Source organism: Salipiger pentaromativorans, assembly GCF_024721115.1.
Taxonomy (GTDB): domain Bacteria; phylum Pseudomonadota; class Alphaproteobacteria; order Rhodobacterales; family Rhodobacteraceae; genus Salipiger; species Salipiger pentaromativorans.
This window is the reverse complement of the sequence record NZ_JAMDHK010000016.1, coordinates 170,069-196,658: the sequence shown is the minus strand read 5'-3', so window position 1 is coordinate 196,658 and position 26,590 is coordinate 170,069. Positions and strand designations below refer to the sequence as shown.

Below are 26,590 nucleotides of genomic sequence, written 5' to 3'. Positions count from 1 at the left end.
GGCTGCTTGGGCATGATGGGGCTTCCTTCTTCGTCCCGCAAAGTCTATACCAAACCCCTCAGAGCGCGAGGTTTTTCAGACCTTCCTTAGTTTCGGCCCGATTGCTGCCACGTGGTAGGTGGCGATATACATCATGGATACCGCGGTACCCAGTGAACTTGGGTTTTTCAATATAGTCGTACTTTTCGCGCGGGTATCTCAGTTCATGCTTGACGTTTTTCATCACGGCCGTCGAATTAACATAATCCCTAAAGTCATGAAGATCTGAGAGGTTTTCAAAAATCATTCTGCATCCAGCGAAATCATGCATAGCTGAAACGTCTGCGATTAGCGGATCGCCCGCATCGTTCTTTCGCTGTAGCTTGTCAATCACAGTGTTTCTACGCTTGAGACGCTGCGCAAATTCCACGTTGTATGGCTTGATTGCGATTTTCCGCTTCAACCAAATCTGAAACGTATTAATGACATAGCCGTGTGATGAACGCCACTGATCCACAAGATCAAAATCTTCTGTTGTCCCCACTCCATCCGCAATACGCTTTCCTGCACGTTTGACTTGGGACTTGCTTTCGGGTGGAGGAGACCAGATCGACATTCTTCTTCCAGTATTGGCACTTATTGATACGAACCTACATGTGAAAGGCATACATGTCACCGGAATTTCTATGAACTACCGTGCTGGCCCGACAGGAATATGCTTGATCGACGGCGATGGGATTTGTGGGGAAACCTTTGTATCATGCTATATAGAGGTTCGCTCCGGGCTGGGTGCAGCGCTACGCTGCACCTGGCGTGACTAAGCTGTGGGCTGGGAACGGACGAGTGCATCTGCAGCGAAGGCTCGGCACGGGCCAAGTAGCTTGGCCTCATAACACACGCCACCTCTCCCCCCCTGCCCCACAAAAAAAGCGCGCGGGCCCGAAGGCCCGCGCACCGCTGGATCAAACCCGGCTGACCCGTGTCACGCCCGGCGCTCGGCCAGAAGCCCGCGCCAGATCGCCCAGCACATCAGCAACAGCACCACCGTGAAGGGCAGCCCGGTCGAGATCACCATGGCCTGCAACGCGCCCAGCCCGCCGCCCAGAAGCAGCACGATGGCCACCGCGCCCTCGAAAACGCACCAGAACACCCGCTGCGGCACCGGCGCATCCACCTTGCCGCCCGCCGTGATCGTGTCGATCACCAGCGAGCCGCTGTCCGAGGAGGTCACGAAGAACACGATCACCAGCACGATGGCGATGACCGAGGTCAGCCCCGAGAGCGGCAGCCCCTCCAGCATCGCAAAGAGCGAGATCGGCGGGTTGTAGCTGTCGATCACCTGCGCCTTGACCGCGCTGCCCGCGGGATCGGCCAGCACCTGCTCGATCGCCGCGCCGCCGAAGGTCGCCATCCAGAGGATGCAGACCAGCGACGGGATCAGCAGCACGCAGACCACGAATTCGCGCACCGTGCGGCCGCGCGACACGCGGGCGATGAACATGCCGACGAAGGGCGACCAGGAGATCCACCAGGCCCAGTAGAACGCCGTCCAGCCCTGCATATAGCCGGTGTCCTCGCGCCCGAACGGGTTCGACAGCGGCACGATGTCCTTCACATAGGCCACGAACCCGTCGAAGAACTCGGTCATGATCGCCGCGGCCCCGGCGGCAAACAGCACGAACAGAAGCAGCGCCGCCGCGATCAGCATATTGATCTCGGACAGCACCTTGACCCCGCCGTCGAGCCCGCGCAGCACCGAGACCAGCGCAATCGCGGTGATGCCGGTGATCAGGATGACCTGCACCGAGGTGCTCACCGGAATGCCGAACACATGTTCCAGCCCGGCATTGGCCTGCTGCGCCCCGAAGCCCAGCGAGGTGGCGAGACCGAAGAGCGTGGCAAAGACCGCCAGAATGTCGATGACATGGCCGACCCAGCCCCAGACGCGCTCGCCGAAGATCGGGTAGAAGGCCGAGCGGATGGTCAGAGGCAGGCCCTTGTTATAGCTGAACAAGGCCAGCGCCAGCGCCACCACCGCATAGATCGCCCAGGGGTGCAGCCCCCAGTGATAGATCGTCGCGGCAAGCCCCATCTCGCGCGCCGCATCGACATTGGCCGCAATGATCGTGCCGTCCTCCGCGATGGGCGAAGGCACGCCCAGCGGCTCGGAAATGGCCATGTGATAGACCGGCTCCAGCACGCCGAAGAACATCAGCCCGATGCCCATGCCGGCGGCGAAGAGCATCGCGAACCAGCCCACATAGCTGTAATCCGGCGTCGCCTCGGCGCCGCCCAGCCGCACATTGCCCACCGGCAAGACGATCAGCGCGAGGCAGAACAGCACAAAGATATTGGCCGCGCCGAGAAAGAACCAGTCGAAGGTCGAGGTCAGCGCCGGGCGCAGCCAGCCGAAAAAGCCGCTCGCCTGCTCGGGCAGCGCCAGCGCATAGAAGACGAAGGCGATGATCGACAGCCCCGAGACCAGAAAGACCGGGTTGTGGATGTCGAGGCCGAAGGGGCCGATCTGCGTTTCGATATTGTCCTGACCGATGGTGTAATCGGTGTCGATGATATCCGCCGTGCCCTCCGGCGCGGGAATACCCTGGTCGTCGCTCGTGTCGCTCATGGCACGAACCTCCCTGTTGTTGGTTTCCGTCGTCGGAGCGGCTCAGCGCACCAGAAGAACCGACACATCGGTATGCGTCGCAATGCTGCCGCCGTTCGACGGCCAGAGATGATCGGCGATATTGGGGATATGGCTCGCCATCACCACCAGATCGGCCCGGGTTTCGCCCACCGCCTTCAGCAGCGTGGGGTCGAGATCGACCGCCGGGTCGTGGCTGGCATAGGCCTTGGACTCGGTGGCGATGCCCCGCAGCTTGGCCTGATCCTCGGCAAAAGCCGCGAGCTTCTGTGCATATTCCGCCGGCGTGCGCGCCAGCGACGAGGGCTGTTCCGTGGTCACCCCCACATAAACCGCCGTTGCGCCGTAATGCGCCGCCAGGTCCGCCGCGCAGAGCAGAGCTTTCTCGAGCTTCTCCGCGTGGCCAAGATCGACCGGCACCATGATGCGTTCGAACAAGGGTCCCTCCTTTTCCTGTCCCGCCGGGCTGTCCCGGCATTCTTGTCAGGCAAAGGCCTGCACGGGGCAGGCCCGCGCGTAACCCGGGCCTTCGCCCTGTCTGCCGCGCGGCGCCGCCAAGGGGCATCGCGCAACACAAGCCTAACGCGAAACAGCCCCGAGACGCAAACCGTCGCGGCGAAGTATCGTCTGAAAACGACATAAGCCGCGCCGGAAAACGCAAATCAAGCCATGGGGTTGCGACGCATTCATGGCAAAATGCGTCGCTTTTGGACCGCGTCGCGGTTCAGCCGTTCACATCGACGACCACACGGCCCTTGACCTGGCCCTTGAGAATATCCGCCCCAAGCGCGGGCAGATCGGCCAGCGTGGCGGGCCGGATCATCGCCTCGAGCTTTTCCATCGGCAGATCCCGCGCGATGCGGCGCCAGGCGCGCAGACGGTTGTCGAAGGGCTGCATGACGCTGTCGATGCCCAGCAGGTTCACGCCGCGCAGCAGGAAGGGAATGACCGTCGCGGGCAGCTGCGCGCCGCCCGCCAGCCCCACCGCCGCAACCGAGCCGCCATAGGCCATCTGGCCCAGCACCCGCGCAAGCATCGGCCCGCCCACCGCATCGACGCAGCCCGCCCAGTTTTCGCTTTCCAGCGGCCGTTTCACCGGCTCGGCCAGATCCTCGCGCGGCACGATCCGGGCGGCGCCGAGATCGCGCAGATAGGCTTCCTGCTCCGGCCGCCCGGTGACCGCCGCCACCTCATAGCCCAGATGCGCCAGGATCGCGGTGGCGACCGAACCGACGCCGCCCGCAGCGCCCGTGACCAGCACCGGCCCCTTGCCCGGCGCCAGCCCGTGATCCTCCAGCGCCATGACCGCCAGCATGGCGGTAAAGCCCGCTGTGCCCACCGCCATCGCCTGGCGCGTGTCCATCCCGTCGGGCAGCGGCACCAGCCAGTCGGCTTTGACCCGCGCCTTCTGCGCATAGCCGCCCCAATGCACCTCGCCCACGCGCCAGCCGGTCAGCACCACCTTGTCGCCGGGCGAATAGCGCTCGTCCTCCGAGCTTTCCACGGTGCCCGCAAAGTCGATGCCCGGCACATGCGGATAGCGTCGCACCAGCCCGCCGCCCGGCCCGAGACACAGCCCGTCCTTGTAATTCAGTGTGGAATATTCGACCGCGACCGTGACATCGCCCTCGGGCAGATCGTCGAGCCCGATCTCCTTCACCGTTGCCGAGGTCTTGCCGCTTTCGGCATCCTTTTCGACCACCAAAGCCTTGAACATCTCTTCCTCCTCCCGGCCCCGGCGCACTGCCCTTGGCCTTTCATCTTTCCGGCAAATACTCGGACCCGCTCAGAGCCAGGGCCCCTCCTCCGGCATGAAGGCCAGATCGCTGACCCAGCCCTTTCCCCCCGCCGCCGTCACCATGGCGTGGATCTGGCCACGGTGATGGGTCTGATGGTTGAACATATGCGCGATGCAGAGCCCCAGCGGCTTGACCTGCTCGCGTCCGGTGGCGCCCGAGAACCAGCGCAGATCGCCACGCAGATCCACGGCCTTGAGCTCCTCGGCCCAGAGGATCATACGCGAATCCACCCGGAACCGTTCCGCGCTCCAGACCGAAAGCGTCGGCACCATCTCCACGCTTTGCGGGATACCGCCCTCAGGCGCCTCCCACCCGGCAAATCGCGCCATCCAGATCCGGTCGCCCCAGAGCAGATGGTTCACCGTGGCGAAGATCGACCCGAAAAACGCGCCCCGCTCGGCGCGCAGCTCGGCTTCGGGCAGCGCCTCGAGCGCCTCTTTCATCTGGCGGTTCTGCCAGGCGTTGTAGCGCGCCATGGTCAGCACATAGTCCGGGCTCAGCATGCCGCTCGGCTCCCATCGGTTCGGGCACCGCGCCGTAACCGGGCGACTCGGTGCTGGACTTCCAATTGTCAGACAATTAAACGGGGATCCATGCCCGCCGCAAGTGCCCCCCGACCCGACCGTTCCACGGAAATCGCCGCCGCCCTGCGCGACGCCATCGTCACGGGCCGGTTGCTGGTGGGCGACCGGCTGCCCTCCGAGGCGGAGCTGGCCGAGCAATACGGCGTCTCGCGCCCCACCGTGCGCGAGGCGTTGAAGCGGCTGGCGGCGCAATCGCTGATCCGCACGCGGCGCGGCGCCACCGGCGGTGCCTTTGTGAACCACCTCTCCTTCGAGGCGGCGCAGGCGCAGCAGATCACCACCTCGACCCTGCTTCTGTCGATGAACGCCGTTGGGTTCGAAACCGCCTGCGAGGCGCGCTTCGCCATGGAACGCGCCTGCGCGCCGCTGGCCTGCGCCCGGCGGCAGGAGGCGCATCTCGACCGGATGCGCGCCGAGATCGCGCGGCAATCGGACCCAGCGCTGTCGGACGAGGATTTCTGCGCCTCCGACGTGGCGTTTCACCGCGCGCTGGTGGACGCTGCGGGCAACCCGGTGCTGTCCTACCAGCTTGCGGGCGCCGTCGAGGCGATGCAGCCGCTGATGAACATGATCACCTTCACCGCCCGCGACCGCGCGCGCATCGTCGAGTTGCACGAAGCCATCGCGGGCGCCGCCGAGACGCAGAGCGCGCGCGCCTGCGACGCCGCGCTCTCGGCGCTGGAACGCTATACGCGCGAGCTGGGCAGCGCCGTCATGGCCCGCCGTGCCGCGCAGCAGCGCTAGACGGCAGGCTGACCGGACTCGAAGCTCCGTTTCAGGCGCCGCAGCATGGCCCCGACGAACAGCTTATGCGCGATGCCCACCGGCAGCATATAGGCGCGCCCGAACGCATTATGCGTCACCACCGACGAGGTGATCGTCACGCGGTTTTCCGATGTCGAGAGACAGGTCATCACGTCGAGATGGCGGTCGCGCTCGGTCAGCACCAGCACATCCGGCGCCACATGCTCGACCAGGAAGAAGTCGAGCCTGTCGCCCACCGCGACCTGGTCGGCCCGCTGGCCCGAGAACCCGCCGATCTTCCTCACCCCGAACCGCGCCGAGATCGCGTCGCGCAGCCGGAACGCCAGCGACATCAGCGGCAGAGGCTGCGTCATCAGCCGGTTCCACAGCTCCAGCGCCGACATCCCGACCGGCAGCACCACCGTCTGCGCGTGGTAATAGTCGAGCGTTTCCGGCGCCCGCAGAACGTGGATGTTGGGGGGCAGGATCATGACGGGCCTTTCCGTGACACGCGACCCATGCCGCGCGAAGGTGATGCTACCCCGGCCCTGTCGGTACCGGAATGGGCCATTCTGTCCCTCCCCGGCAGCAACGTCACTTTCTCTTACGCAGTTTTGGGTATTCACAGCTGGGGCGGGCTTCGTTAGCGTCCCAACACCGGCGGGCAAAGATCCGTCGCGCGCCCTTGGGAGGGGGCGTGGAACCAGGGAGGAAATCAATATGAAAACGACTTTCGCGGCGGCTTTCGCCGCCTCTTTCGCCGTGACCGGCGCCGCCTCGGCGCAGGAACTCTTCGAGATGACCAGCGGCTATGCGAACAACCTGCCGATCCTCGGCACCGCATCCGTCAATTTCGTCGAAAAGATCAACTCGATCTCCAACGAGGTGGAATTCGAGCATTTCAACCCCGGCGAGCTGGTGCCCGCGCTGGAGATGCTCGACGCCACCTCGAACGGCTCGGTCGATGCAGCCTATTCGACCTCGGGCTACTGGCAGGGCAAGATGAACGCCGCCGGCCTCTTCGCCGCCGTGCCCTTCGGCCCCGAGCCGGGCGAGATGCTGGCCTGGATGCTCTACGACGACGGCATGAAGTATTTCCAGCAGATGTACGATGACAACGGCTACAACGTGAAGGTCATCCTCTGCGGCATGTACGCCCCCGAGACCTCGGGCTGGTTCAAGAAAGAGATCACCTCCATGGACGATCTCAAGGGGCTCAACATGCGCTTCTTCGGCCTCGGTGCCGAGGTCATGGCCAAGCTGGGCGTCTCCACCTCGCTGCTCGCGGGCGGCGACATCTTCCCGGCGCTGGAGCGCGGCGCCATCGACGCCACCGAGTTCTCCATGCCGCTGGTGGACGCCAATCTCGGCTTCTACAACATCGCGAAATACAACTACTTCCCCGGCTGGCACCAGCCCTCGACCATGTTCGAGCTGCTGATCAACAAGGACAAGTGGGAAAGCCTCGACGAGACCGCCCAGAACCAGATCAACATCGCCTGCATGGCCAACCTCGCCGACAACTTCGCCGAGGGTGAGGCCAAGAACTTCCCGGCGATGAAGGAAAACGTCGAGGAACACGGCGTGCAGATCAAGAACTGGAACGAAGAGCAGCTTCAGGCCTTCGAACGCGCCTGGCTGGAGGTCGCCGACGAGCTGGCCGCCGAAGACGCGTTCTTCGCCGAGGTCTGGGGCGATCTTCAGGAGTTCCGTGAGGGCTACAAGCTCTGGGGCAACAACATCTACCTGCCGCGCCCCTATCTCTCGGTTGCCGGGCAGTAAGCCACACCGATCCTGAACCGGACCGGGGCGGCGCATCCGCCCCGGTTTTCCGACTTGCGCGAGGGAGGCAGGCGCGATGGCCGAGCATCAAGAGGTCGTGGCCGCGATTTCCGATCCGGGAGAGATCGGGCGGGCCGAACAGAACTGCGGCGACCGGGCCGTCATCCGGGTCGCGAACCTGGCCGCTTGGCTGTTCCCGATCCTGATGCTGGCGATCTGCGCGCAGGTCGTGCTGCGGCAGGCCGGGCACAACCAGGCCTGGCTCGACGATCTGCAATGGTGGCTTTACGGCGCCGCCGTGCTGATGGGGATCGGCTATGCGGTCACCACCAACAGCCATGTGCGGGTCGACATCTTCTATGACAATTTCGAGAAGCGGAAACGCATCGTCACCGACATCTTCGGCCTCGCCTGGCTGTTCCTGCCCTTCATCATCCTGTGCTGGGACGTGACGCTGGATTACGCGCTGACCTCGATCCGCGCCGACGAGGGATCGGACAGCCCCAACGGGCTGCACAATCTCTGGCTGCTGAAGAGTTTCATGAACGTGAGCTTCGTCTTCATCGCGGTCGCCGTCTGGTCGGCCTATGTGCGGCTGCTGGGGAAACTGACCCGGCCCGCGCTTTGGAAGCAGATGTTTTTCGCCTTCCCTTCCGTCGCTTACGCGATCAACCTCATCTTCTACTATAGCTGTTTCAGCCTGCTCTACGCGACCCGGGATCCCGAAATGACCAGCCGCGACGTCGGGCGCCTGCCGATCTTCGGCGTCTGGGAATTCGGCCAGCAGGAGATGCGCTGGACGGTACTGGCCGCGCTTGTCCTGACCGTCGCCGCCATCGTGATCGCGCGGCTTTTCGCCCGCAAGGAGGCCTGACATGGAGTGGCTCACGGTCAACGAGATCGCCGTCGCGGCGATGTTCGCCACCTTCATCTGGCTGCTGTTCCGGGGCGTGCCGGTGGCCTTCGCGCTGGTCGGCGTCAGCCTGATCTTCGTGCTGGTGGCCGAGATCGCGCTCGACCCCTATCGCAATGTCTTCAAGGGCATCATCGCGTTCGACCGCACCGGCATCGACTACCGCAAATTGCAGGCGCTCTCGGGCCGGATCTTCGGCAATACGATCAAGAACCCGGTGCTCGTGGCGCTGCCGATGTTCATCTATATGGGGCTGATGCTGGATCAGTCCGGCGTGGCGCAGCGCATGATGCACGCGATGCAAAAGCTCTTCGGAAGCCTGCGCGGCGGGCTGTCGCTGACCGTGCTGCTGATCGGCATCATCCTTGCCGCCTCCACCGGCGTGATCGGCGCCTCGGTCACGCTGCTGGGCGTGATGGCGCTGCCCGCGATGATGGCGCAGAACTATTCCAAGCCCATCGCCACCGGCACCATCGCCAGCGCCGGCACGCTGGGCATTCTCATCCCGCCCTCGATCATGCTGGTGATCATGTCCGACCAGCTCGCCATCTCGCTCGGCGATCTCTTTATGGGGGCGCTGTTTCCGGGGCTGATCCTGGGGGCGCTCTACATCGTCTTCATCGTGATCTACGGGGTCATCTCTCCCGACGCGATGCCGGCGCCAGAGCGCGCCGAAGGTGTCGGCTGGGCGGAGCTGCGCGAGGTGCTGGTGGCGGTGGTGCCGCCGATGTTCCTGATCCTGCTGGTGCTGGGCTCGATCTTCGTGGGGCTCGCCACCCCGACCGAGGCCTCGGGGCTGGGCGCGCTGGGGGCCACGCTGCTGGCGCTGTTCGCGAAAAAGCTGAACTGGAAGGTGGCGCGCGAGGTGGCGCGCTCGACGCTGAACACCGCCGGTTACATCGTCGGGATCTTTCTGGCGGCGAATTTCTTCGCTTATGTGCTGCGGCGCTACGGCGGCGACGAGATCGTGCAGACGCTGGTGCTGTCGGCCTTCGACAACCCCTATCTGACGGTGAGTTTCATCCTGTTCATCGTCTTCTGCCTGGGCTTCCTGCTCGACTGGATCGAGATCACCATCATCATCATGCCGCTGATGCTGCCGATCATTCAGGGGCTGGAACTGGCGGTGCCCGGCTTCGGCCAGGTGCGCGACCCGCAGGTGGTGTGGTTCGCCATTCTGGTGGCGGTGACGTTGCAGACCTCGTTCCTGACACCGCCGGTGGGGTTTGCGCTCTTCTACCTCAAGGGGGTCTGCCCGCCGGGCGTGTCGCTGTCGCATATCTACAAGGGCATCATCCCCTTCGTGCTGCTTCAGCTTCTGGGGCTCTTCATCGTGTTCGAATTCCCGGCGCTGACGACCTGGCTGCCCTCGGCTGCCTACGGGGATTGAGCGAGGCGCTCCGGGGCGGTGGGCAGATTGCCCACCCTACGGCGGCACAATGTCCCGGCGCGGGATAAGGCCGCAGCCCGCAAATGCCGCGAGACGCGCCATCGCCGGCCCGTTCAGGAGGGCGACGGCGCGGCCTGTGCGCAACTCGTAGGGTGGGCAATCTGCCCACCGCCCCATCTCCTCACACTCCGAGCCCGCGCAGCACCCCCGGCAGCGCCTCGGGCAGATCCTCGGCGATGAGCCCCGGTCCGAAGCGGCGCGCGGCCTCCACATGCAGCCAGGCGCCGGAACAGGCCGCCTGGAAGGGCGAAAACCCGCGCGCCATCAGCCCCGAGATCAGCCCCGCCAGCACGTCGCCCGCCCCCGCCGTCGCGAGCCAGGGCGCGGCGCGCGCGCCCACCGCCGCATGTACAGAACAGCGCCCGTCCGGCGCGGCGATCACCGTATCCGGCCCCTTGAGCAGCAGCACGCAGCCGGCGCGCCGCGCGGCCTCCCGCGCCGCATCGGCGCGGGAAAACGCCGGGCCCGTGTCCGGCAGCGCCGCAAGCCGCTCCGCGAGATCGGGAAAGAGCCGCGCAAATTCGCCATCGTGAGGCGTCAGCACGCAGCCCTCGTGCAGCATGGCGAAAAGCTCGTCGGGCGCATCGGAAAACCCCGAAAGCGCATCGGCATCGAGCAGCACCGCCCGCCCCGCCTCCAGCGCCACCGGCACCAGATCGCGCGCCCTCTCCAACCCCAGCCCCGGCCCCAGGCAAAGCGCGTTGTACCGCGCATCCTCGAGCAGCGCCGCGAGATCCTCGGCCTCCTCCACCCGACGCAGCATCAGCGCGGTGATCTGCGCCGCCACCTCCATCTGCGCCGCGCCCGGCGCGCCGAGCGTCACCAGCCCGGCGCCGATGCGCAGCGCCGCCCGCGCCGCAAGCCGCGCCGCGCCGGTGCGGGCGAACCCGCCGCTCAGCACCAGCGCATGGCCATGGCTGTATTTGTGGCCCGCCCCCTGCTTGCCAAGGAAGGCCGGGCCGGTCACCTCTTCCGCGCGCTCCCGGCGCGGCGCCCGCGCCCGCCGGGCGTCGAGCCCGATGGGCACCACCACCACCTTGCCGCAGACCTCCGGCCCCTCGGCCAGCACATGGCCCAGCTTGCGGGCGTGAAAGCTCACCGTCAGATCCGCCCGCGCCGACGCCGCCTCGAGCCGCTTGGGCAGCCCGACGAACGCCGCATCCCGCAGCACCCGGCCGCTGTCGCTGCAAAGCCCGCTCGGCAGATCGACGGCAACGATCAGCGGCGTCCAGTCCGGACGCTCCCCCGGTGCCATCGCCGCGCCCTGCCCGCGCTGCTCGGCCAGATCCAGCAGCGTCAGCCCCAGCCCCCGGATCGGCCGGGTGAGACCGGTGCCGAAGAGCGCGTCCACCACCAGCGCCGCGCCACAGGTCGAGGGCTCCAGATCGGGCTCGAGCGGCGCGACGGAGCCGATGGTGCACCAGCGGTCGTAATTGCGGCGCGCGTCGGGCGGAAGCCGCCCGGCATCGCCATAAAGAAAGACCTCCACCTCCCAGCCGCGCCCGGCCAGAAGCCGCGCCACGACAAAGCCGTCGCCGCCGTTGTTGCCCGGCCCGCACAGCACCACCGCACGCTGCGGCGCAGCGCCAAGTTCCGGCCATTCCTGAACAATCGCCGAAACCACCCCCGCCCCCGCGCGCTCCATCAGCTCCAGGCCGCTGACCTCGCCCGAGGTGATGGCCGCCGCCTCGACCGCCCGCATCTGAGCCGCCGTGAGAAGCTCTGCCATGCCCCGTCCCTCCTGTTTTCATTTCGCCCATTGAAATGGCGCATTGCATAAAATTTATGCGGAGATTAGGAATCCCTCTATACGCCCCCTGCCCCGGCAGCCTATCCGATTGTGGCAGCCGAACAGAAGTGATCTGGCAGGGTCCGACACGGGATTACGAGGAGACAGGGACCATGAAAAAGGTCGAGGCGATCATCAAGCCGTTCAAGCTCGACGAAGTGAAGGAAGCCCTTCAGGATGCGGGCATCCAGGGTCTTTCGGTCCTCGAAGTGAAGGGCTTTGGCCGTCAGAAAGGCCACACCGAGCTGTATCGCGGCGCGGAATATGTGGTCGATTTCCTGCCCAAGGTGAAAATCGAGGTGGTGCTGGACGACGATCAGGTCGACGCCGCCATCGAGGCGATCATTTCTGCCGCCAAGACCGACAAGATCGGCGACGGCAAGATCTTCGTGAGCCCCGTGGAACAGGCCATCCGGATCCGCACCGGCGAATCCGGCTCGGACGCGCTCTGAGCGGCCGCACCCAACCAATCCGGACCCAAAAAGTAGCAAGTCACAGAAAGGGAAGAAGGGAATGAGCATCAAGGACGTTCTCGAATTGATGAAGAGCGAGGAGGTCGCCTATGTCGACATCCGCTTCACCGATCCGCGCGGCAAGCTCCAGCACGTAACGGTCATCGCCGACGAGGTCGACGAGGACTTCCTCGAAGAAGGCTTCATGTTCGACGGTTCCTCCATCGCCGGCTGGAAGTCGATCGAAGCCTCCGACATGAAACTGATGCCCGACGTGGACAGCGTCTACATCGACCCGTTCTATGCCGAGAAAACCCTCTGCATCCACTGCTCGGTGGTCGAGCCCGACACCGGCGAACCCTATGAGCGCGACCCGCGCGGCACCGCGCAGAAAGCCGAAGCCTATCTGATCTCCTCGGGCATCGGCGACACCGCCTATATGGGTCCGGAAGCGGAATTCTTCCTGTTCGACGACGTGAAATTCCAGGTCGCGATGAACAAGGTCTCCTACGAGGTCGACGCGCTCGACGCCGCATGGAACACCGACACCGACTACGAGATGGGCAACACCGGCCACCGTCCGGGCGTCAAGGGCGGCTACTTCCCGGTCAACCCGATCGACGATGCGCAGGACCTGCGCTCCGAGATGCTCTCGACCATGAAGCGCATCGGCATGAAGGTCGACAAGCACCACCACGAAGTGGCGTCCTGCCAGCACGAGCTGGGCCTGATCTTCGGCACCGTCACCAAACAGGCCGACGAGCTTCAGAAGTACAAGTACATCATCCATAACGTGGCGCAGGCCTACGGCAAATCGGCGACCTTCATGCCGAAGCCGATCGCCGGCGACAACGGCACCGGCATGCATGTCAACATGTCGATCTGGAAAGACGGCAAGCCGCTCTTTGCCGGCGACAAATACGCCGATCTGAGCCAGGAAGCGCTGTATTTCATCGGCGGCCTGCTCAAGCACGCCAAGGCGCTGAACGCCTTCACCAACCCCTCGACCAACTCCTACAAGCGTCTGGTCCCGGGCTACGAAGCCCCCGTTCTGCGCGCCTACTCGGCCCGCAACCGCTCGGGCTGCGTCCGGATCCCGTGGGCGGAATCGCCGAAGGCCAAGCGTGTGGAAGCCCGCTTCCCCGACCCCTCGTCGAACCCCTACCTGTGCTTCGCGGCGCTCCTGATGGCCGGCCTCGACGGCATCAAGAACAAGATCGACCCGGGCGAAGCCATGGACAAGAACCTCTACGACCTGCCGCCGGAGGAGCTGGAAGGCATCCCCACCGTCTGCGGCTCGCTGCGTGAGGCTCTGGAAGAGCTCAAGGCCGATATGGACTTCCTGCTGGCCGGTGACGTGTTCACCAAAGACCAGATCGAAGGCTATATCGACCTGAAGATGGAAGAGCTGGAAGCCTACGAAATGACCCCGCACCCGGTCGAGTTCAAGCTGTACTACAGCTGCTGAGCCGCCGGTTCCGGACGAAACCGAAAGGGCGCCCCGCGGGGCGCCCTTTCTTCTTTTCGCGCGCCCCGACCCCGCCCTCCGGCCCCGGCGCCTCTGCCGATCCGTCCGGGTGCCATGCCGCGGTGGCCGCGACGTCAGGCCCGGCTTTTTTTGTTTGCCCCGCCGACACGCTGAGCTAACGTCCTCTGCGAAAAGACTGTATTTTCCGGAGAGCGATCCATGTCCCGCGTTATTTTCAAACTCGCCGCCGCCGCCATCCTCGGCCTGAGCACCGCCGGCGCGGCGCAGGCGGCAAGCTGCGGCAACACCGCCAGCGGTTTCGAGGCCTGGAAACGCGAATTCGCCGCCGAGGCGCAGCGGGCCGGTGTCGGCCAGCGCGGCATTCAGGCGCTGATGGCCGCGAGCTATTCCACCGGCACGATCAACGCGGACCGCAACCAGAAGGGCGTGAAATACGCGCTCAACGACTTCATCCGCATCCGGCTCGGCTCGGTCGACGGCTTCGCCGCCACCGCGCGGAAACGGATGAACCGCAATCCCGGGTTCTATCAGGCGCTCGAACAGCGCTATGGCGTGCCCGCCGGGATCCTGCTGGCGATCCACGGCATGGAGACCGGCTTTGGCCGCACCATGGGCAGCACGCCCGTGGTCTCGTCGATCACCACCGTGGCCTATGATTGCCGCCGGTCGTCCTTCTTCACCCCGCATGCCATCGCGGCGCTGAAGATGGTCGACAAGGGCATGCTCTCGCCCAGCCAGAAAGGCGCGTTCCACGGCGAGCTCGGTCACACCCAGTTCCTGCCCGGCAACGCGCTGCGCTACGGTGTCGATGCCAATGGCGACGGGCGGGTGGATTTCTACAACGAGGCAGATGCGCTGGCCTCCACCGCCAATTTCCTGCGGCAGAAAGGCTGGCGTCCGGGACAGCCCTATAATCAGGGCACGTCCAACTTCCGGGTGCTGAACGAATGGAACGCCGCCACCGTCTATCAGCAGGCCATCGCGCTGGTCGCGGCCAAGATCGACGGGTAACACGGCGCCCGGCGCGCCGGGCCGTTAAGGTTAACGCCATCTAAATGCCTCAAGACCGGCATCGTCCAGCCGCATTTGATTCCTATTGTTCAGATCATTCTTCGATCTTGAACCGAACCAGGGACCAGTGTGATGGACGCCCCCGATTACCCCTATGCCGGTCTGATCCTGCCGGATCATGCCGCCTTCGACATCCGGAAATGCCTGGCGGCCGCCGCCGGCGTTCTGGCGCGGCTCGACGGTGCGTCGGGCCAGCCTGTCCGCCGGTCGAAGAAGCGGCCGGCGGTGATGGCGGACCGGTTCGGCATCGCGGTCAGGCCCCCGCGCGCAGAGGATACCCGCCCGCGCGCCACGCTGCGCCTCATCTCCCGCGACGGCGCGCAGCCCGAGGGCGAACAGGCCGCCCATATCCTCGCGCAGATCGTGCTTTCGGTGCTCGAACGCTGCCCGGCGGATCAGATCGAATGGTTTTCCTCGGACAGCGTGATCGAGGCCGAGGATTTCATCCGCCTGCACAGCTATGTCTCCCCGCGCCGCAAGACGCTCGCGCCCATCGAGCGCGACGAGGAACAGGCGCTGGCCGACAGCATCCGCGCCGCCATGCTCCAGGCCGAGGCGGAGGCCGCCAACACCGCCCGCGACACGCAAGAGGCGGCCACCACCATCGGCAAGGCGGCGGAAACGGTCTATGGCCGCGCGGTCGATCCGGAAATGGACACTCCCCTCCCGGCCCGCAGCGGCGGCGGGATGACTGGGCTGGTCCTGGCGCCGGTCTCGGCGCTACGCTGGGGGATCGGATTGCTGCGCGGCATGGATTTCCGTCTGGCCACGCGCATCCTGTCGCTGACGGCGCTTGTCGCCGTGCTTCACAACAGCAATTTCGTCGGCAATTTCTTCAAGGGGCTGATGCGTTAAGCGCCAGCGCAGCCGCACGCGGCAGCAAGAAGGTGTGAATCGAGAACACCACCGCCCGGCTTTCCGGCAGCCGCACCAGACATTGCCGCTCGGAGCGGAAGAAGGCGGCGCTTTCGGGTTTGCCGCGATCGTTGTTGTCGCGCCGCGGCCCGGGCTGGAACAGCGCCGGATCGTCGTACCAGAGCCGGTTGAAGCGCATCAGCGGACGCCCCGGCTGCACCCCGTCGAACAGCCGCTGCACCCGTTTCGCGATGCCCGCGTCATACTCGGGAATCGGGATGTGGATCGCGGTCAGCGGTCGCATCATCTTCATCGCCAGCCGCCAGCCCGCCGGAAAACACAGCACCGCCCCGGTCAGAACGTGTTCGTCGCTGCCCGGGCGCTTCTCGAGCAGGCAGAGGTCTTCCTGCACCAGCCGCCCCAGCGTGCCCATCGGATCGTCGCGGTCGAGCCGCACGGTAACGCCATCGGGGCGCCGCACCGTCTCGGCATCCCGCGCGAACCCGGCGGGAAGCGCCTCCAGAACCGTGTCCAGCAGCTCATCGGCCACCGGCCGCGCCTGCGGGTCGAGTTGCAGAACCGCCTCGCGCCGGGTGTCGAGCAGGCGCTCGCGCTCGGCCATCTGGCCGGCATAGGCTTCGTCCACCAGCAGCCAGTCGGCCATGGCGACGGGCCCGATATTGGGCAGCGGGCGCGCGGTGGACAGATCGTAGGGAAGGCGGTCTTGCAGGATCATGGCCCTTGCCTAGCGCCCGCCCGGAACCGCCGCAAGAGGGCGCAAAAGAAACGCGGCGCGGGAAACTCCCGCGCCGCGTAAAATGCCTTTCTTTCAGGCGGTTGGTCAGCCGCGAGCGCGGCCCACCAGCGCCCAGACGGCGGGCAGCATCAGCGCGGCCAGCGCCAGCTTGATGGCGTCGCCCAGCAGGAAGGGCGTCAGGCCCCATTCCAGGATCGGCTTGTCCCAGCCATAGAGCATGCCCAGCCAGATCAGGCCCGGCACGTAAAGCACCACATTGCCCGCAAGCATCGCCAGCGCCATCTTCGGCGCCGAACGGTCCCAGCCGGCGCGCGCCAGCATCCCCATCAGCACGGTGGCGATGACATAGCCGACAAGATAGCCGCCGGTGCTGCCCATCATGTATTCGATGCCGTTCAGATCGGCGGTCGAGCTTTGAAAGATGTCAAAACCCAGCATCCCGAGGATCATGTAGCCCATGATTGTGGCCAGGCCGAGGCGCGGGCCATAGGCGGCACCAAAGGTCAGCACGGCGAAGGTGCCGAGGTTCATGGCCACAGGCGAGCCGGGCACCGGCACCTTGATCTTGGCACAGATCGCCAGCAGCGCGATCCCCGCCACCACCAGCGCGGCCTGCTTGAGCCGCAGCGCGGTGCCTTCCGTGGCACCGAAACTTTCAACCAGTACAGACCGGTTCTGCGCGATGTTCATCGGGTGTCCCCCTTTTTTCATCTCCATTTCACGATTTTCTGCACGAAGCGCCCCGGTATCGCAAGTCATCTTGCACGGCGAATGCACGGATAATTTGCAAACCGCGACTTTGCAGGAGCTAAGAAATCCGCGCCTTGCCACGGGACCGGTTCCGCATGGCAGGACGGCTCTACTCGCAGATCTCGGGGATCCTCTGGCACCTGCATAGACGCGGTGTCACCCGCCTGCCCACCGGAAGCGCAGCAGAGGGCCATATGCCGGCGCAGGACCGGACAGGCGCGAGGCCGTCCGCGCAAGTCATTAGATCCACACAGCTTTTTCGCCGCCTCTCTTGACGGTTCCCGGCCCCCCCCGCCCCGGGACAAAAAAACACGTCGCCGCGGGAAAAAAATCGGCGCCCGGCGTAAGGGGCGCGCGGCCCGGGCGTATCCCTATGTGAAAGCACACTCAGTCGGAGGCATTCATGACAGTGAGACAGACCATAACCCGCGCCGCCTTTGCGCTGGCCCTGATCCCCGGGGCGGCGCTGGCGCAAGACTCGATCTTCATACAGCTCGACGCCAATGGCGACGGCGTGATCGACGGCAACGAATTCCTGCAACTGCGGGTCAGCATGTTCGACCGGATCGACGCGGACCGCAGCGGCACCATCACCGCGGCCGAGATCGAGACCGCCCGCCAGGCCCTGCCCGGCAAGCGCACCATGCAGTCCGACAAGCGCATCTGGGATCAGGATGCCAATGGCGACGGGCTGCTCACCCTGGCCGAATACACGTCGCAGACCCGTGGTTTCGACATGGCCGACCGCAACAATGACGGCGTGATCAGCGTCGCGGAATACAACCGCATCGCCCGTTTCCTCGCCGCCTACCGGCAATAACCCCTCCCGCAACCCTCAACACAACACGTCATCCCAAGATCTTGGCTCTACCCCGTCTTTGAAAGGACCAGACATGAAAACCGTTCGCTTCTTCGCCATCCTCGCCCTGCCGCTCATGGCCGCAACCGCCCTGCCCGCACAGAACGTCACCGTGACCAATGGCAATGGCGGCACGGTGCAGAAATCGCGCGATTGCGACCGCAGCGCCGGCACCGCGAACTGCGCGACAAGCACCACGGCGACCACCGCCGGCGGCCAGTCGGCCACTTGGGGCAAGGACCGCACCCGCGTGAGCGGCAACGGCGCCTCGGCAACCTCGGTCACCACCACCGGCCCCGGCGGCCAGAGCGGCACCCGCACCCGCCTGGTGACGAAGTAAGGATCCGCCGGCAGCCCGCCGCCCCTCGGTGGCGGGCTGCCGGGCCCTTGCGCCCCGGATGGCAAGGGCCAAAGCTGACGCATATGGATCAACGCGCGACAGAGGCGCAGGCGGCGATGGCCGCCATGGCGCAAGGCGACCGGCGGGCGCTGGGACGGCTCGTGGCTCTCTACGGGCCGGGCCTGACCCGCTATGCCGCGCAGATGCTCGACGCGCCCTCGGAGGCCGAGGATGTCGTGCAGGAGGTCTTTCTCAAGGCCTGGCGCAATGCCGGACGCTACGACCCGGGCAAGGCGGCGGTGTCGACCTGGCTCTACCGGATCGCGGTCAACCACTGTATCGACCGCAGCCGCCGCACCCGCTTTCGCCGATTCATCGGTTTGGAAGCGACCGACGAGATGAGCGATGACGGCCCGGGCGCGGCCGCCATCCACGAGAGCCGCGACCGGCTGGCGCGCACGCGCGACGCCATCGCGGAGCTCCCCGACCGCCAGCGCCGCGCGATTCTGCTCCGCGCGGCCGGCGACCTGAGCACCGCCGAGATCGCCTCCGCCATGGGGGTGAGCGCCGGCGCGGTGGAACAACTTCTGGTCCGCGCCCGCGCCACCCTGCGCCGGCAGCTCGACCCGGACGATATGGAGGAGAGGAGGCCCTGATGACGCAAGACGACGCTTTCGATGACACCGCTTTCGACAAGGCCCTGAGCGCCGCGCTGAAAGAGGAGATGCCGGTCGAGACCCCGCCGCTGGCCCGCGCGGTGCTGACCCGGCTCGCCGAGGAAGAGGCGCATCCGCAGCGCGCCGAGCCTCTGGCCGAGGTGCTGAGCCATCCCGGCCCGGTCGCGGCGGGCTATGGGCTGCTGCTGCTGGGCGCAGTGGCGCTGGGATACGCCGCGCTGCCGCTTCTCGGCGGCGAGGAGATGGTCTTTGCCAGCGCCCTTGCCGAGCTGCTCGGCTTTGCCGGAGGCCTGTGATGGAGCGGATCAAACGCAACACGGGCCGCATCGCGCTTGTCGCCGTGCTGACGGTCTCGCTGCTGGGCAATGCGCTGACGGCGGGGGCGCTGCTGCGCTTCCAGTCGATGCGCGCCGACCTGCTGGGCCCTGCGGCGGAGGACGCGTTCTTCTCCCGCGAGATCCGCAAGGATCTGCGCGACGCGCTGGCGGCGAATGGCGACACGCTGCGCCCGGCGCTGCGCGACCTGGCCAGCACCCGTGCCGCCATCGTCGCGGCGGGCACCGCGCGGCCCTTCGACAAGGCCGCGGTCGAGGCCGCGATGGAGCGCTTCCGCGGCGATGCCGACACCACGCTGCGGCTGGTTCAGGACGTGGTGCTGGTCGTGCTTGTCGCCCGCGCCTCGGAAGACGGCTGAGGCCGTTGCCCCTGCCCGCGCACCGTCCCGCGCGCGGCGGGGGCCCCTGTCCGACAACACCCCTTGTCCCCACTTCGCCCCGGTGGCAAGACCGGGCCAGACCGATCGGGAGCCCTGCCATGCCACGCCTGTCCAACCGCATTTCCACGCTGAACGACGGCGGCTCCGACGGCTGGGAGGTGTTCCTCAAGGCGCGCCGCATGGCCGAGGCCGGCGAGCCGGTCATCGAGCTGACCATCGGCGAACACGACATCCGCACCGATCCGGAGATCCTGCGCGCCATGGCCGAGGCCGCCGCCGGCGGCCACACCGGCTATTCGGCGATCCCCGGCACCGATGCGCTGCGCGACGCGGTGGCCGCGCGCATCGCCGCCCGCAGCGGCGTTGCCACCTCGCGCGCCAATGTGCTGATCACCCCCGGCGGCCAGGCGGCGCTGTTTGCCGCGCATATGGCCGCCTGCGATCCCGGCGACACGGCGCTGTTCATCGACCCGCATTACGCCACCTATCCCGGCACGCTGCGCGCCGTGGGCGCGCGCCCGCGCGCCATCGCCACCGACCCGGCGCGGGCCTTCCTGCCCGACCCGCAACGCATCGCCGAGGCCGCGCAGGAGACCGGCGCCGCCTCGCTGCTGATCAACACGCCCAACAACCCCAGCGGCGCGATCTATCCGCGCGCCACGCTGGAGGGGATCGCGCAGGCCGCCGAGGCGGCGGATCTCTGGCTGATCTCGGACGAGGTCTATGACACGCAGATCTGGGAGGGGGCGCATCTGTCGCCCCGCGCCCTGCCCGGCATGGCGGCGCGCACGCTGGTGATCGGCTCGATGTCGAAGAGCCATGCCATGACCGGAAGCCGCATCGGCTGGGTCGCGGGGCCGGAAGAGGCCATCGCGCGGCTCTACGATCTGTCGGTGAACACCACCTATGGCGTGCCCGGCTATATCCAGGACGCGGCGCTTTTCGCGTTGCGGCAGGGCACGCCGCTGGAGACGCGCATCGCCGAGCCCTTCCGCCGCCGCCGCGCGCTGGCGCAGCAGATCCTCGCCCAGCAGAACAGCGTCGGGCTCGTGCCTTCGGGCGGGGCGATGTATCTGTTTCTCGACATCCGCGCCACCGGCCTCTCGGGCGAGAGCTTTGCCCATGCGCTGCTCGACGAGCGGCGGATCGCGGTGATGCCGGGGGAAAGTTTCGGCGCCTCGGCGGCGGGCTTCGTCCGTGTCGCCATGACCGTGCCCGACGCGGACTTCGCCGCCGCGCTGGAAACGCTCTGCGCCTTCGCCGAGACCCGCGCGGTCGCGGCCTGAACCATGGGCACGCCGGTGTCCTCGATCCGCAACCTGGGACCGGCGGTCGAGGCCGCCTGCGCCCGGGCCGGCATTCCCGATGCCGAGACCCTGCGCGAGCTCGGCGCCCATGCGGCCTATGCGCGGCTGCTGCGCGCCGGCACCAAGCCGCATTTCATCGGCTATTACGTGATGCATATGGCCTTGCAGGGCCGGCCGTGGAACGATTGCCAAGGCAAGGAGAAAGAGGCGCTGCGCGCGCGTTTCGATGCGCTTTGCGCCGAGGTCGCGGGCCAGGCCGCGCCGCTGAGCGGGCTCGAGGCGGTGCTGAACGAGATCGGCGTGCTGCCGCCCCGCAAAACCTAGCCCTCCGGCGCGCGCTCGGCGCCCCTTGCGGGGCTTCTCGCCGGGAACACCCCCGGCACAACGCGAAAACGGGCGCCCCTGCGGGGCGCCCGTTTCGCGATCGGAGTAGTCTGGGCGCTGTGCCGAAGGGCTCAGCCGACCAGCTCGAGGCCCGAGAAGAAATAGGCGATCTCGACGGCGGCGGTTTCCGGCGCGTCGGAGCCGTGCACCGAGTTCTCGCCGACCGACTCGGCGAATTCGGCGCGGATGGTGCCCTCTGCGGCATCGGCGGGGTTGGTGGCGCCCATCACTTCGCGGTTCTTCGCGATGGCACCATCGCCTTCCAGCACCTGCACCACGACCGGCTCGGAAGCCATGAACTCGCAGAGCTCGTCATAGAAGGGACGCTCGGCGTGCACCTTGTAGAACTCGCCCGCCTGCGCCTTGGTGAGCTGGATGCGTTTCTGCGCGACGATGCGCAGCCCCGCTTCCTCGAACTTCGCATTGATCTTGCCGGTGAGGTTGCGGCGGGTGGCATCGGGCTTGATGATCGAAAGGGTACGTTCGACGGACATGTTGGTCTCCATTGAAAGGCCGGGCAAAGGGCCCGGCCGGTATTCTCTGCTGCGGGCGTTAGCACGGGGGGGGCGGATTGGGAAGACCTGGAAACCGGGCCGCGGCGGCAGCGATGCGGCCCTCCCCCCGCGCCGCGCCGGAGTATTTTCGGAAAGATGAAGAGCATAGGGGATTTCCGCGCCCTGCGGCCTCTGATAGAGCGCGCACATGTTACGCATCGACGACATCTCCTTTTCCATCGAGGGCCGGCCTCTGTTCGAGGGCGCCTCCGCCGTGATTCCCGCCGGTCACAAGGTCGGTCTCGTGGGGCCGAACGGCGCCGGCAAGACCACGCTCTTCCGGCTGATCCGGGGCGAGCTGACGCTGGATGGCGGCGAGATCTCGCTGCCCGAGCGCGCCCGCATCGGCGGCGTGGCGCAGGAGGCGCCGGCGAACGACATGTCGCTGATCGAGACGGTGCTGGCCGCCGATACCGAGCGCGCCGCGCTGATGGCCGAGGCCGAGACCGCCACCGACCCGCACCGCATCGCCGAGGTGCAGACGCGGCTTGCCGATATCGACGCCTGGTCGGCGGAGGGGCGTGCGGCCGCGATCCTCAAGGGGCTGGGGTTCAGCGAGGCCGACCAGCAGCGCCCGAGCTCGGATTTCTCCGGCGGCTGGCGGATGCGGCTGGCGCTGGCGGGCGTGCTTTTTGCCGAGCCGGATCTGCTGCTGCTCGACGAACCGACCAACTATCTCGACCTCGAGGGCGCGCTCTGGCTGGAAAGCTACTTGATGCGCTACCCGCATACGGTGATCGTGATCAGCCACGACCGCGGGCTGCTGAACCGCGCCGTGGGCGCGATCCTGCATCTGGAGGCGCGCAAGCTGACGCTTTATCAGGGCGGCTACGACACCTTCGCCCGCACACGGGCCGAGCGCCGCGCGGTGCAGGCCGCCGCCGCGCGCAAGCAGGACGAGCGCCGCGCCCATCTGCAAAGCTTCGTGGACCGGTTCCGCGCCAAGGCCAGCAAGGCCAAGCAGGCGCAGGCGCGGCTCAAGATGATCGCCAAGATGGAGACCATCACCGCGCCCGAGGACGCCGCCAAGCGCGTCTTCACCTTCCCGCAGCCCGATGCGCTGTCGCCCCCCATCGTGGCGCTGGAGGGCGGCGCCACCGGCTATGGCGACAGGCAGGTGCTGAAGAAACTGACGCTGCGCATCGACCAGGACGACCGGATTGCGCTCTTGGGCCGCAACGGTCAGGGCAAATCGACGCTCTCGAAGCTGCTGGCCGACCGGCTGCCGCTGATGGAGGGCAAGATGACCCGCAGCTCCAAGCTGCGCATCGGCTATTTCGCCCAGCACCAGGTGGACGAGCTCTATCTCGACGAAACCCCGCTCCAGCACCTCCAGCGCGAACGTCCCGACACGCCGCCCGCAAGGCTGCGCGCGCAGCTCGCGGGCTTCGGGCTGATGGCGGCGCAGGCGGAGACCGAGGTGGGCCGGCTTTCCGGCGGGCAGAAGGCGCGGCTGTCGCTGCTGCTGGCGACGCTGGATGCGCCGCATATGCTGATCCTCGACGAGCCCACCAACCACCTCGACATCGAAAGCCGCGAGGCGCTGGTCGAGGCGCTGACCGATTATTCCGGCGCGGTGATCCTGGTGAGCCACGACATGCATCTGCTGAGCCTCGTCGCCGACCGGCTGTGGCTGGTCAAGGACGGCACCGTCACCCCCTATGACGAGGATCTCGACGCCTATCGCGCCATGCTGCTGACGCAGGAAAAGCCCGCCAAGGCGGAGAAAGCCGCCGCGCCCAAGGCGCCGAAACCCACGCGCGACGAGATCCTCGCGCTGCGCGCCGAGGTGCGCAAATGCGAGGCGCGGGTCGAGAAGATCGAGGAGATGCGCGAGAAACTCGCCACCAAGCTCGCCGATCCCGCGCTTTACGAAGACACGCGGGCGGGCGAGCTGGCGACCTGGAACAAGAAATACGCCGAGGTCATGGACGGGCTTCACCGCGCCGAGGCGCTTTGGGAAGCGGCGCTGGAAAAGCTGGAGGCGGCGCAGGCCGCCTGAGGGGCGCAAGCGCCCCTCGGCACCGGGTCAGGCCGGTTCCGCCGTGGCGAGCGGCAGCGCCTTCAGCGCCGTTCCAGGATCGGCCACCGCGTCGATCAGCGGCGATTTTCCGGCGTCGATCAACCGCTTGCCCGCCATATAGGCGCGCGGATCGTTCATCGCATCCACCGACAGCAGGGTCGTGCCCCGGAAATACCAGTGGCTTTGCGCGCCGGGCCTGTCGCCGGGGCGGTGAATAACCCGGTCGTAACCGCTGTTCAGCCCGGCGATCTGGAGTTTCACATCGTATTGATCGGACCAGAACCAGGGCCTTGGCACATAGGGCGCGCCCTGCCCCATAAGCGTGGCGGCCACCGCCTCGGCGTGGTCGATGGCATTCGGCACGCTTTCCAGCCGCAGCCGCCCGCCCCGCCAGGGAAACGAGGCGCAATCGCCCGCCGCATAAATGCCCGGCGCCGAGCTCTGCCCCAGCGCATCGACGGCAATCCCGTCCTCCAGCGCCAGACCGGCCGCCTCGGCCAGCGCGGTGTCGGGGCGCACCCCGATCCCGGCGATCACGAAATCCACCGCGATCCGGCGCCCGTCGGTGAGCGTTGCCTCGCATACGCGGCCATCGCGCCCGGTCAGCCCGGTCAGCCCCGTGCCTTCGAGGATCTCGACCCCGTGCCCGCGATGCAGCGCGCGGAAATAGGCGGCGGTCTCGGGGGCCGCGACCCGCGCCAGAATGCGCGGCGCCATTTCCACCAGCGTGACCTTCAGCCCCTTGGCGGCGGCCACCGCCGCGGCCTCAAGACCGATATAGCCGCCGCCCACGATCAGAACATGACGTCCGGCACCGAATTCCGGCGCCATGGCATCGGCATCGGCAAGGCTGCGCATCACATGGACGCCAGCCAAATCGCCGCCGATGGCGGCGGGCAGACGGATCGGCGCGGCCCCGGTGCACAGCACCACCGCATCGCAATCGAGCGTCTCGCCCCCCGTCAGCGCAAGCTGCCGCGTCTCCGCCGACAGCCCGGTGACCCGGCAGCCCGTGCGCAGCGCGATCTCCTGCTCGGCGTAAAAGCTCTCGGGACGCAGATAGAGCCGTTCCAGCGCCATCTCGCCCGACATGTATTTCTTCGACAGCGGCGGGCGCTGATAAGGCGGCGCGGGCTCTTCGCCGATCAGGCTGATGCGCCCGTCGAATGTCAGCGCGCGCAGTTTCGCCGCCAGCGCCGAGCCCGCCTGGCCCGCGCCCACGATCGCGATATGGGTCATGGGAAAATCCTCCGAGGGTCCGGGGGCGGCCATGACCGCCCCCGCGACGGGATCAATACATCTTGTAGGGCAGGAACTTGCCGTCGAGCACGATCTTCACGCGGTCGCCCTTGGGGTCTTCGGTGCGCGAGATGTCCATGGTGAAGTCGATGGCCGACATGATGCCGTCGCCGAACTCTTCCTCGATCAGCGCCTTCATGGTGGTGCCGTAGACGTTCACCACTTCGTAAAGGCGGTAGATCAGCGGATCGGTGGGCACGGCAGTGGGCAGCGAGCCGCGATAGGGCACGGTCATCAGCAGCGCGATTTCCTCGTCCGAGAAGTTGAGGCCCATCGCGTTGCCGGCCTTTTCGATCTGCTCCTTGGTGAGCGAGATCTGCCCCATCAGCGCGGCGGTGGTCCATTCCTTGGACTGGCCGACAGCAGCGGCCACATCGGCCCATTTGATGTCGTTGAAGGTCTTGTGCGCGACGATTTTCTCGGTCAGCTCGGCACGGGTGGTCATGGTAAGGTCTCCGTTCAGGTGGTTGGTATCGTTTGAAGATCAGGCGCCGAAGGGCAGCCCTTCCTCGATCGGCAGGGACGGGTCGCGCGACCATTCGTTCCACGAGCCGAAATAGATCGCGACATCCTTCACCCCCGCCTCTTTCAGCGCGAGGAAGGTGTTCGAGGCACGCGCGCCCTTGAAGCAATAGAGCTTGACCGGCGTGTCGGGCGTGATGCCGACGGTGGCGCATTCGGCCAGCACCTCGTCCTTGGATTTCAGCATCGGGCCAAGCGCGGTGGGCTTCATCATGCGATACCATTCGATCCAGACGGCACCGGGGATGCGGCCCTTGCGCGGGCAGAAATCGACGCCATAGGGCGAAGACGAGGTGGCGATCCATTCGTCGATGTCGCGCACGTCGAGGATGACGGCCCCCTCGTCCGCGATGGCGGCCTTCATGTCCTCGGCATCCATCATGATCGCGGCGGCGGCCTCGTCGATCTCGAAGCTGCCCGGCACCGGCGTGACCGCTTCGGTCGAGACGGGCATGCCCTCGGTCGTCCAGGCGGCAAAGCCGCCATGCAGCACCTTGACCTTGGGATAGCCGAGGAAGCTCAGCAGATAGAAGCCCCGGCAGGACTGGCCGAAGCCGGTGTTCATCGAGGCTTCGTAGATCACGGCGGTCTTTTCGCCGTCGAGCCCCGCCGCGCCGAATTCGGCGGCGAATTTCTCTTTCAGCTCGGACATGCCCGAGGCGTCGGAGGTGGCGAGATAGGTGAAGATGTCATGCATGTTGACCGCGCCGGGGATATGGCCCGCGGCGTAGCTTTCGGGGTCGCGGGTGTCGATCACCACGGCAACCTCGGCATCGACCATTTTCGACAGCTCTTCGGGAGTGACAAGGGCAGACGTCATTTCGGCATTTCCTCTCTGTTGGGAGTCCTGTT

Annotated in this window: 29 protein-coding genes; 16 read left to right on the top strand and 13 right to left on the bottom strand. The window is 66.5% G+C overall.

Annotation, left to right across the window (positions count from 1 at the left end; all coding sequences use genetic code 11):
- Window positions 1-58: 58 nt before the first annotated feature.
- The 5 genes from M4578_RS20810 to M4578_RS20790 all read right to left on the bottom strand — a co-directional run bounded on the left by M4578_RS20810 (window position 59) and on the right by M4578_RS20790 (window position 4,925).
- Window positions 59-595, bottom strand: a complete 537-nt coding sequence (locus M4578_RS20810) for a RelA/SpoT domain-containing protein (protein ID WP_258095147.1) — start codon at window positions 593-595, stop codon at window positions 59-61.
- A gap of 366 nt (window positions 596-961) precedes the next feature.
- A complete protein-coding gene (locus tag M4578_RS20805; RefSeq protein WP_258095146.1) occupies window positions 962-2,605 on the bottom strand; it encodes a BCCT family transporter in 1,644 nt (547 codons plus the stop codon).
- 42 nt (window positions 2,606-2,647) lie between these two features.
- Window positions 2,648-3,061, bottom strand: a complete 414-nt coding sequence (locus M4578_RS20800; protein WP_258095145.1) for a universal stress protein — start codon at window positions 3,059-3,061, stop codon at window positions 2,648-2,650.
- A 286-nt stretch (window positions 3,062-3,347) separates the two neighbouring features.
- Window positions 3,348-4,340, bottom strand: coding sequence for an acryloyl-CoA reductase (gene acuI / locus M4578_RS20795; protein ID WP_258095144.1), 993 nt, complete (start codon window positions 4,338-4,340; stop codon window positions 3,348-3,350).
- 69 nt (window positions 4,341-4,409) lie between these two features.
- A complete protein-coding gene (locus M4578_RS20790) occupies window positions 4,410-4,925 on the bottom strand; it encodes a DinB family protein (protein WP_258095143.1) in 516 nt (171 codons plus the stop codon).
- A gap of 90 nt (window positions 4,926-5,015) precedes the next feature.
- Here M4578_RS20790 and M4578_RS20785 point away from each other — a divergent pair, with 90 nt between their 5' ends.
- The gene (locus M4578_RS20785; RefSeq protein WP_258095142.1) at window positions 5,016-5,750 is read left to right on the top strand and encodes a FadR/GntR family transcriptional regulator; all 735 of its coding nucleotides are present in this window, start codon (window positions 5,016-5,018) and stop codon (window positions 5,748-5,750) included.
- On the opposite strand, the gene M4578_RS20780 is transcribed toward M4578_RS20785, so the two are convergent.
- Window positions 5,747-6,241, bottom strand: coding sequence for a DUF2867 domain-containing protein (locus M4578_RS20780; RefSeq protein WP_258095141.1), 495 nt, complete (start codon window positions 6,239-6,241; stop codon window positions 5,747-5,749). The two genes, M4578_RS20785 and M4578_RS20780, sit on opposite strands and share 4 nt — an antisense overlap.
- A 229-nt stretch (window positions 6,242-6,470) precedes the next feature.
- On the opposite strand from M4578_RS20780, the gene M4578_RS20775 reads away from it, so the two are divergent.
- The 3 genes from M4578_RS20775 to M4578_RS20765 all read left to right on the top strand — a co-directional run bounded on the left by M4578_RS20775 (window position 6,471) and on the right by M4578_RS20765 (window position 9,835).
- Window positions 6,471-7,532, top strand: a complete 1,062-nt coding sequence (locus M4578_RS20775) for a TRAP transporter substrate-binding protein (RefSeq protein ID WP_258095140.1) — start codon at window positions 6,471-6,473, stop codon at window positions 7,530-7,532.
- Window positions 7,533-7,608: 76 nt separating this feature from the next.
- Window positions 7,609-8,406 carry a TRAP transporter small permease subunit gene (locus M4578_RS20770; protein ID WP_258095139.1) on the top strand — a complete coding sequence of 266 codons (798 nt, stop codon included), beginning with the start codon at window positions 7,609-7,611 and terminating at the stop codon, window positions 8,404-8,406.
- A gap of 1 nt (window position 8,407) precedes the next feature.
- Complete coding sequence (locus M4578_RS20765) at window positions 8,408-9,835, top strand: TRAP transporter large permease (RefSeq protein ID WP_258095138.1); 1,428 nt, start codon at window positions 8,408-8,410, stop codon at window positions 9,833-9,835.
- 181 nt (window positions 9,836-10,016) lie between these two features.
- Here the strand turns inward: M4578_RS20765 and M4578_RS20760 are convergent, their stop codons facing one another.
- Window positions 10,017-11,624, bottom strand: a complete 1,608-nt coding sequence (locus tag M4578_RS20760) for an NAD(P)H-hydrate dehydratase (protein ID WP_258095137.1) — start codon at window positions 11,622-11,624, stop codon at window positions 10,017-10,019.
- Between the two features lie 173 nt (window positions 11,625-11,797).
- Here M4578_RS20760 and M4578_RS20755 point away from each other — a divergent pair, with 173 nt between their 5' ends.
- From M4578_RS20755 to M4578_RS20740, 4 genes are all read left to right on the top strand, one after another.
- On the top strand, window positions 11,798-12,136 hold the full coding sequence (locus tag M4578_RS20755; RefSeq protein ID WP_076703943.1) for a P-II family nitrogen regulator: 339 nt from the start codon (window positions 11,798-11,800) through the stop codon (window positions 12,134-12,136).
- Window positions 12,137-12,197: 61 nt separating this feature from the next.
- Window positions 12,198-13,604: a type I glutamate--ammonia ligase gene (glnA, locus tag M4578_RS20750; protein ID WP_258095136.1), complete on the top strand. Its 1,407-nt coding sequence runs from the start codon at window positions 12,198-12,200 to the stop codon at window positions 13,602-13,604.
- A gap of 219 nt (window positions 13,605-13,823) precedes the next feature.
- Complete coding sequence (locus tag M4578_RS20745) at window positions 13,824-14,636, top strand: lytic murein transglycosylase (RefSeq protein WP_258095135.1); 813 nt, start codon at window positions 13,824-13,826, stop codon at window positions 14,634-14,636.
- 132 nt (window positions 14,637-14,768) lie between these two features.
- Window positions 14,769-15,551, top strand: a complete 783-nt coding sequence (locus M4578_RS20740; RefSeq protein WP_258095134.1) for a hypothetical protein — start codon at window positions 14,769-14,771, stop codon at window positions 15,549-15,551.
- Here M4578_RS20740 and M4578_RS20735 read toward each other — a convergent pair.
- Both M4578_RS20735 and M4578_RS20730 read right to left on the bottom strand, forming a co-directional pair.
- Window positions 15,532-16,287 (bottom strand): heme-dependent oxidative N-demethylase family protein, encoded by a 756-nt coding sequence (locus M4578_RS20735; protein ID WP_258095133.1) that lies wholly within the window; start codon window positions 16,285-16,287, stop codon window positions 15,532-15,534. The genes M4578_RS20740 and M4578_RS20735 overlap by 20 nt on opposite strands.
- Before the next feature lie 105 nt (window positions 16,288-16,392).
- On the bottom strand, window positions 16,393-16,998 hold the full coding sequence (locus M4578_RS20730; protein ID WP_258095132.1) for a biotin transporter BioY: 606 nt from the start codon (window positions 16,996-16,998) through the stop codon (window positions 16,393-16,395).
- Between the two features lie 463 nt (window positions 16,999-17,461).
- Between M4578_RS20730 and M4578_RS20725 the strand changes: the two genes are divergently transcribed.
- The 7 genes from M4578_RS20725 to M4578_RS20695 all read left to right on the top strand — a co-directional run bounded on the left by M4578_RS20725 (window position 17,462) and on the right by M4578_RS20695 (window position 21,280).
- On the top strand, window positions 17,462-17,878 hold the full coding sequence (locus tag M4578_RS20725) for an EF-hand domain-containing protein (protein ID WP_258095131.1): 417 nt from the start codon (window positions 17,462-17,464) through the stop codon (window positions 17,876-17,878).
- A gap of 73 nt (window positions 17,879-17,951) precedes the next feature.
- Window positions 17,952-18,257 (top strand): hypothetical protein, encoded by a 306-nt coding sequence (locus M4578_RS20720; RefSeq protein ID WP_258095130.1) that lies wholly within the window; start codon window positions 17,952-17,954, stop codon window positions 18,255-18,257.
- Window positions 18,258-18,340: 83 nt separating this feature from the next.
- On the top strand, window positions 18,341-18,913 hold the full coding sequence (locus M4578_RS20715; RefSeq protein WP_258095129.1) for an RNA polymerase sigma factor: 573 nt from the start codon (window positions 18,341-18,343) through the stop codon (window positions 18,911-18,913).
- A complete protein-coding gene (locus M4578_RS20710; protein WP_258095128.1) occupies window positions 18,913-19,230 on the top strand; it encodes a hypothetical protein in 318 nt (105 codons plus the stop codon). Before M4578_RS20715 ends, M4578_RS20710 begins: the two co-directional genes overlap by 1 nt.
- On the top strand, window positions 19,230-19,628 hold the full coding sequence (locus tag M4578_RS20705) for a hypothetical protein (RefSeq protein WP_258095127.1): 399 nt from the start codon (window positions 19,230-19,232) through the stop codon (window positions 19,626-19,628). The genes M4578_RS20710 and M4578_RS20705 overlap by 1 nt, the downstream gene beginning before the upstream one ends.
- Window positions 19,629-19,747: 119 nt before the next feature.
- Window positions 19,748-20,935 carry a pyridoxal phosphate-dependent aminotransferase gene (locus M4578_RS20700; protein WP_258095126.1) on the top strand — a complete coding sequence of 396 codons (1,188 nt, stop codon included), beginning with the start codon at window positions 19,748-19,750 and terminating at the stop codon, window positions 20,933-20,935.
- Window positions 20,936-20,938: 3 nt separating this feature from the next.
- The gene (locus M4578_RS20695; RefSeq protein ID WP_258095125.1) at window positions 20,939-21,280 is read left to right on the top strand and encodes a TfoX/Sxy family protein; all 342 of its coding nucleotides are present in this window, start codon (window positions 20,939-20,941) and stop codon (window positions 21,278-21,280) included.
- Between the two features lie 131 nt (window positions 21,281-21,411).
- On the opposite strand, the gene ndk is transcribed toward M4578_RS20695, so the two are convergent.
- Entirely contained in the window at window positions 21,412-21,834 is a 423-nt protein-coding gene (gene ndk / locus M4578_RS20690; RefSeq protein WP_258095124.1) for a nucleoside-diphosphate kinase, read from the bottom strand.
- A 208-nt stretch (window positions 21,835-22,042) separates the two neighbouring features.
- Here ndk and M4578_RS20685 point away from each other — a divergent pair, with 208 nt between their 5' ends.
- Window positions 22,043-23,896: an ABC-F family ATP-binding cassette domain-containing protein gene (locus tag M4578_RS20685; protein WP_258095123.1), complete on the top strand. Its 1,854-nt coding sequence runs from the start codon at window positions 22,043-22,045 to the stop codon at window positions 23,894-23,896.
- Between the two features lie 27 nt (window positions 23,897-23,923).
- Here M4578_RS20685 and M4578_RS20680 read toward each other — a convergent pair whose 3' ends face one another.
- The 3 genes from M4578_RS20680 to M4578_RS20670 are packed head-to-tail and all read right to left on the bottom strand — an operon-like array spanning window position 23,924 to window position 26,558.
- Complete coding sequence (locus M4578_RS20680; RefSeq protein ID WP_258095122.1) at window positions 23,924-25,156, bottom strand: NAD(P)/FAD-dependent oxidoreductase; 1,233 nt, start codon at window positions 25,154-25,156, stop codon at window positions 23,924-23,926.
- Window positions 25,157-25,208: 52 nt separating this feature from the next.
- Window positions 25,209-25,661 (bottom strand): cyanase, encoded by a 453-nt coding sequence (gene cynS / locus M4578_RS20675; RefSeq protein WP_258095121.1) that lies wholly within the window; start codon window positions 25,659-25,661, stop codon window positions 25,209-25,211.
- Between the two features lie 39 nt (window positions 25,662-25,700).
- Window positions 25,701-26,558 (bottom strand): sulfurtransferase, encoded by an 858-nt coding sequence (locus M4578_RS20670; RefSeq protein WP_258095120.1) that lies wholly within the window; start codon window positions 26,556-26,558, stop codon window positions 25,701-25,703.
- Between the last annotated feature and the right edge of the window lie 32 nt (window positions 26,559-26,590).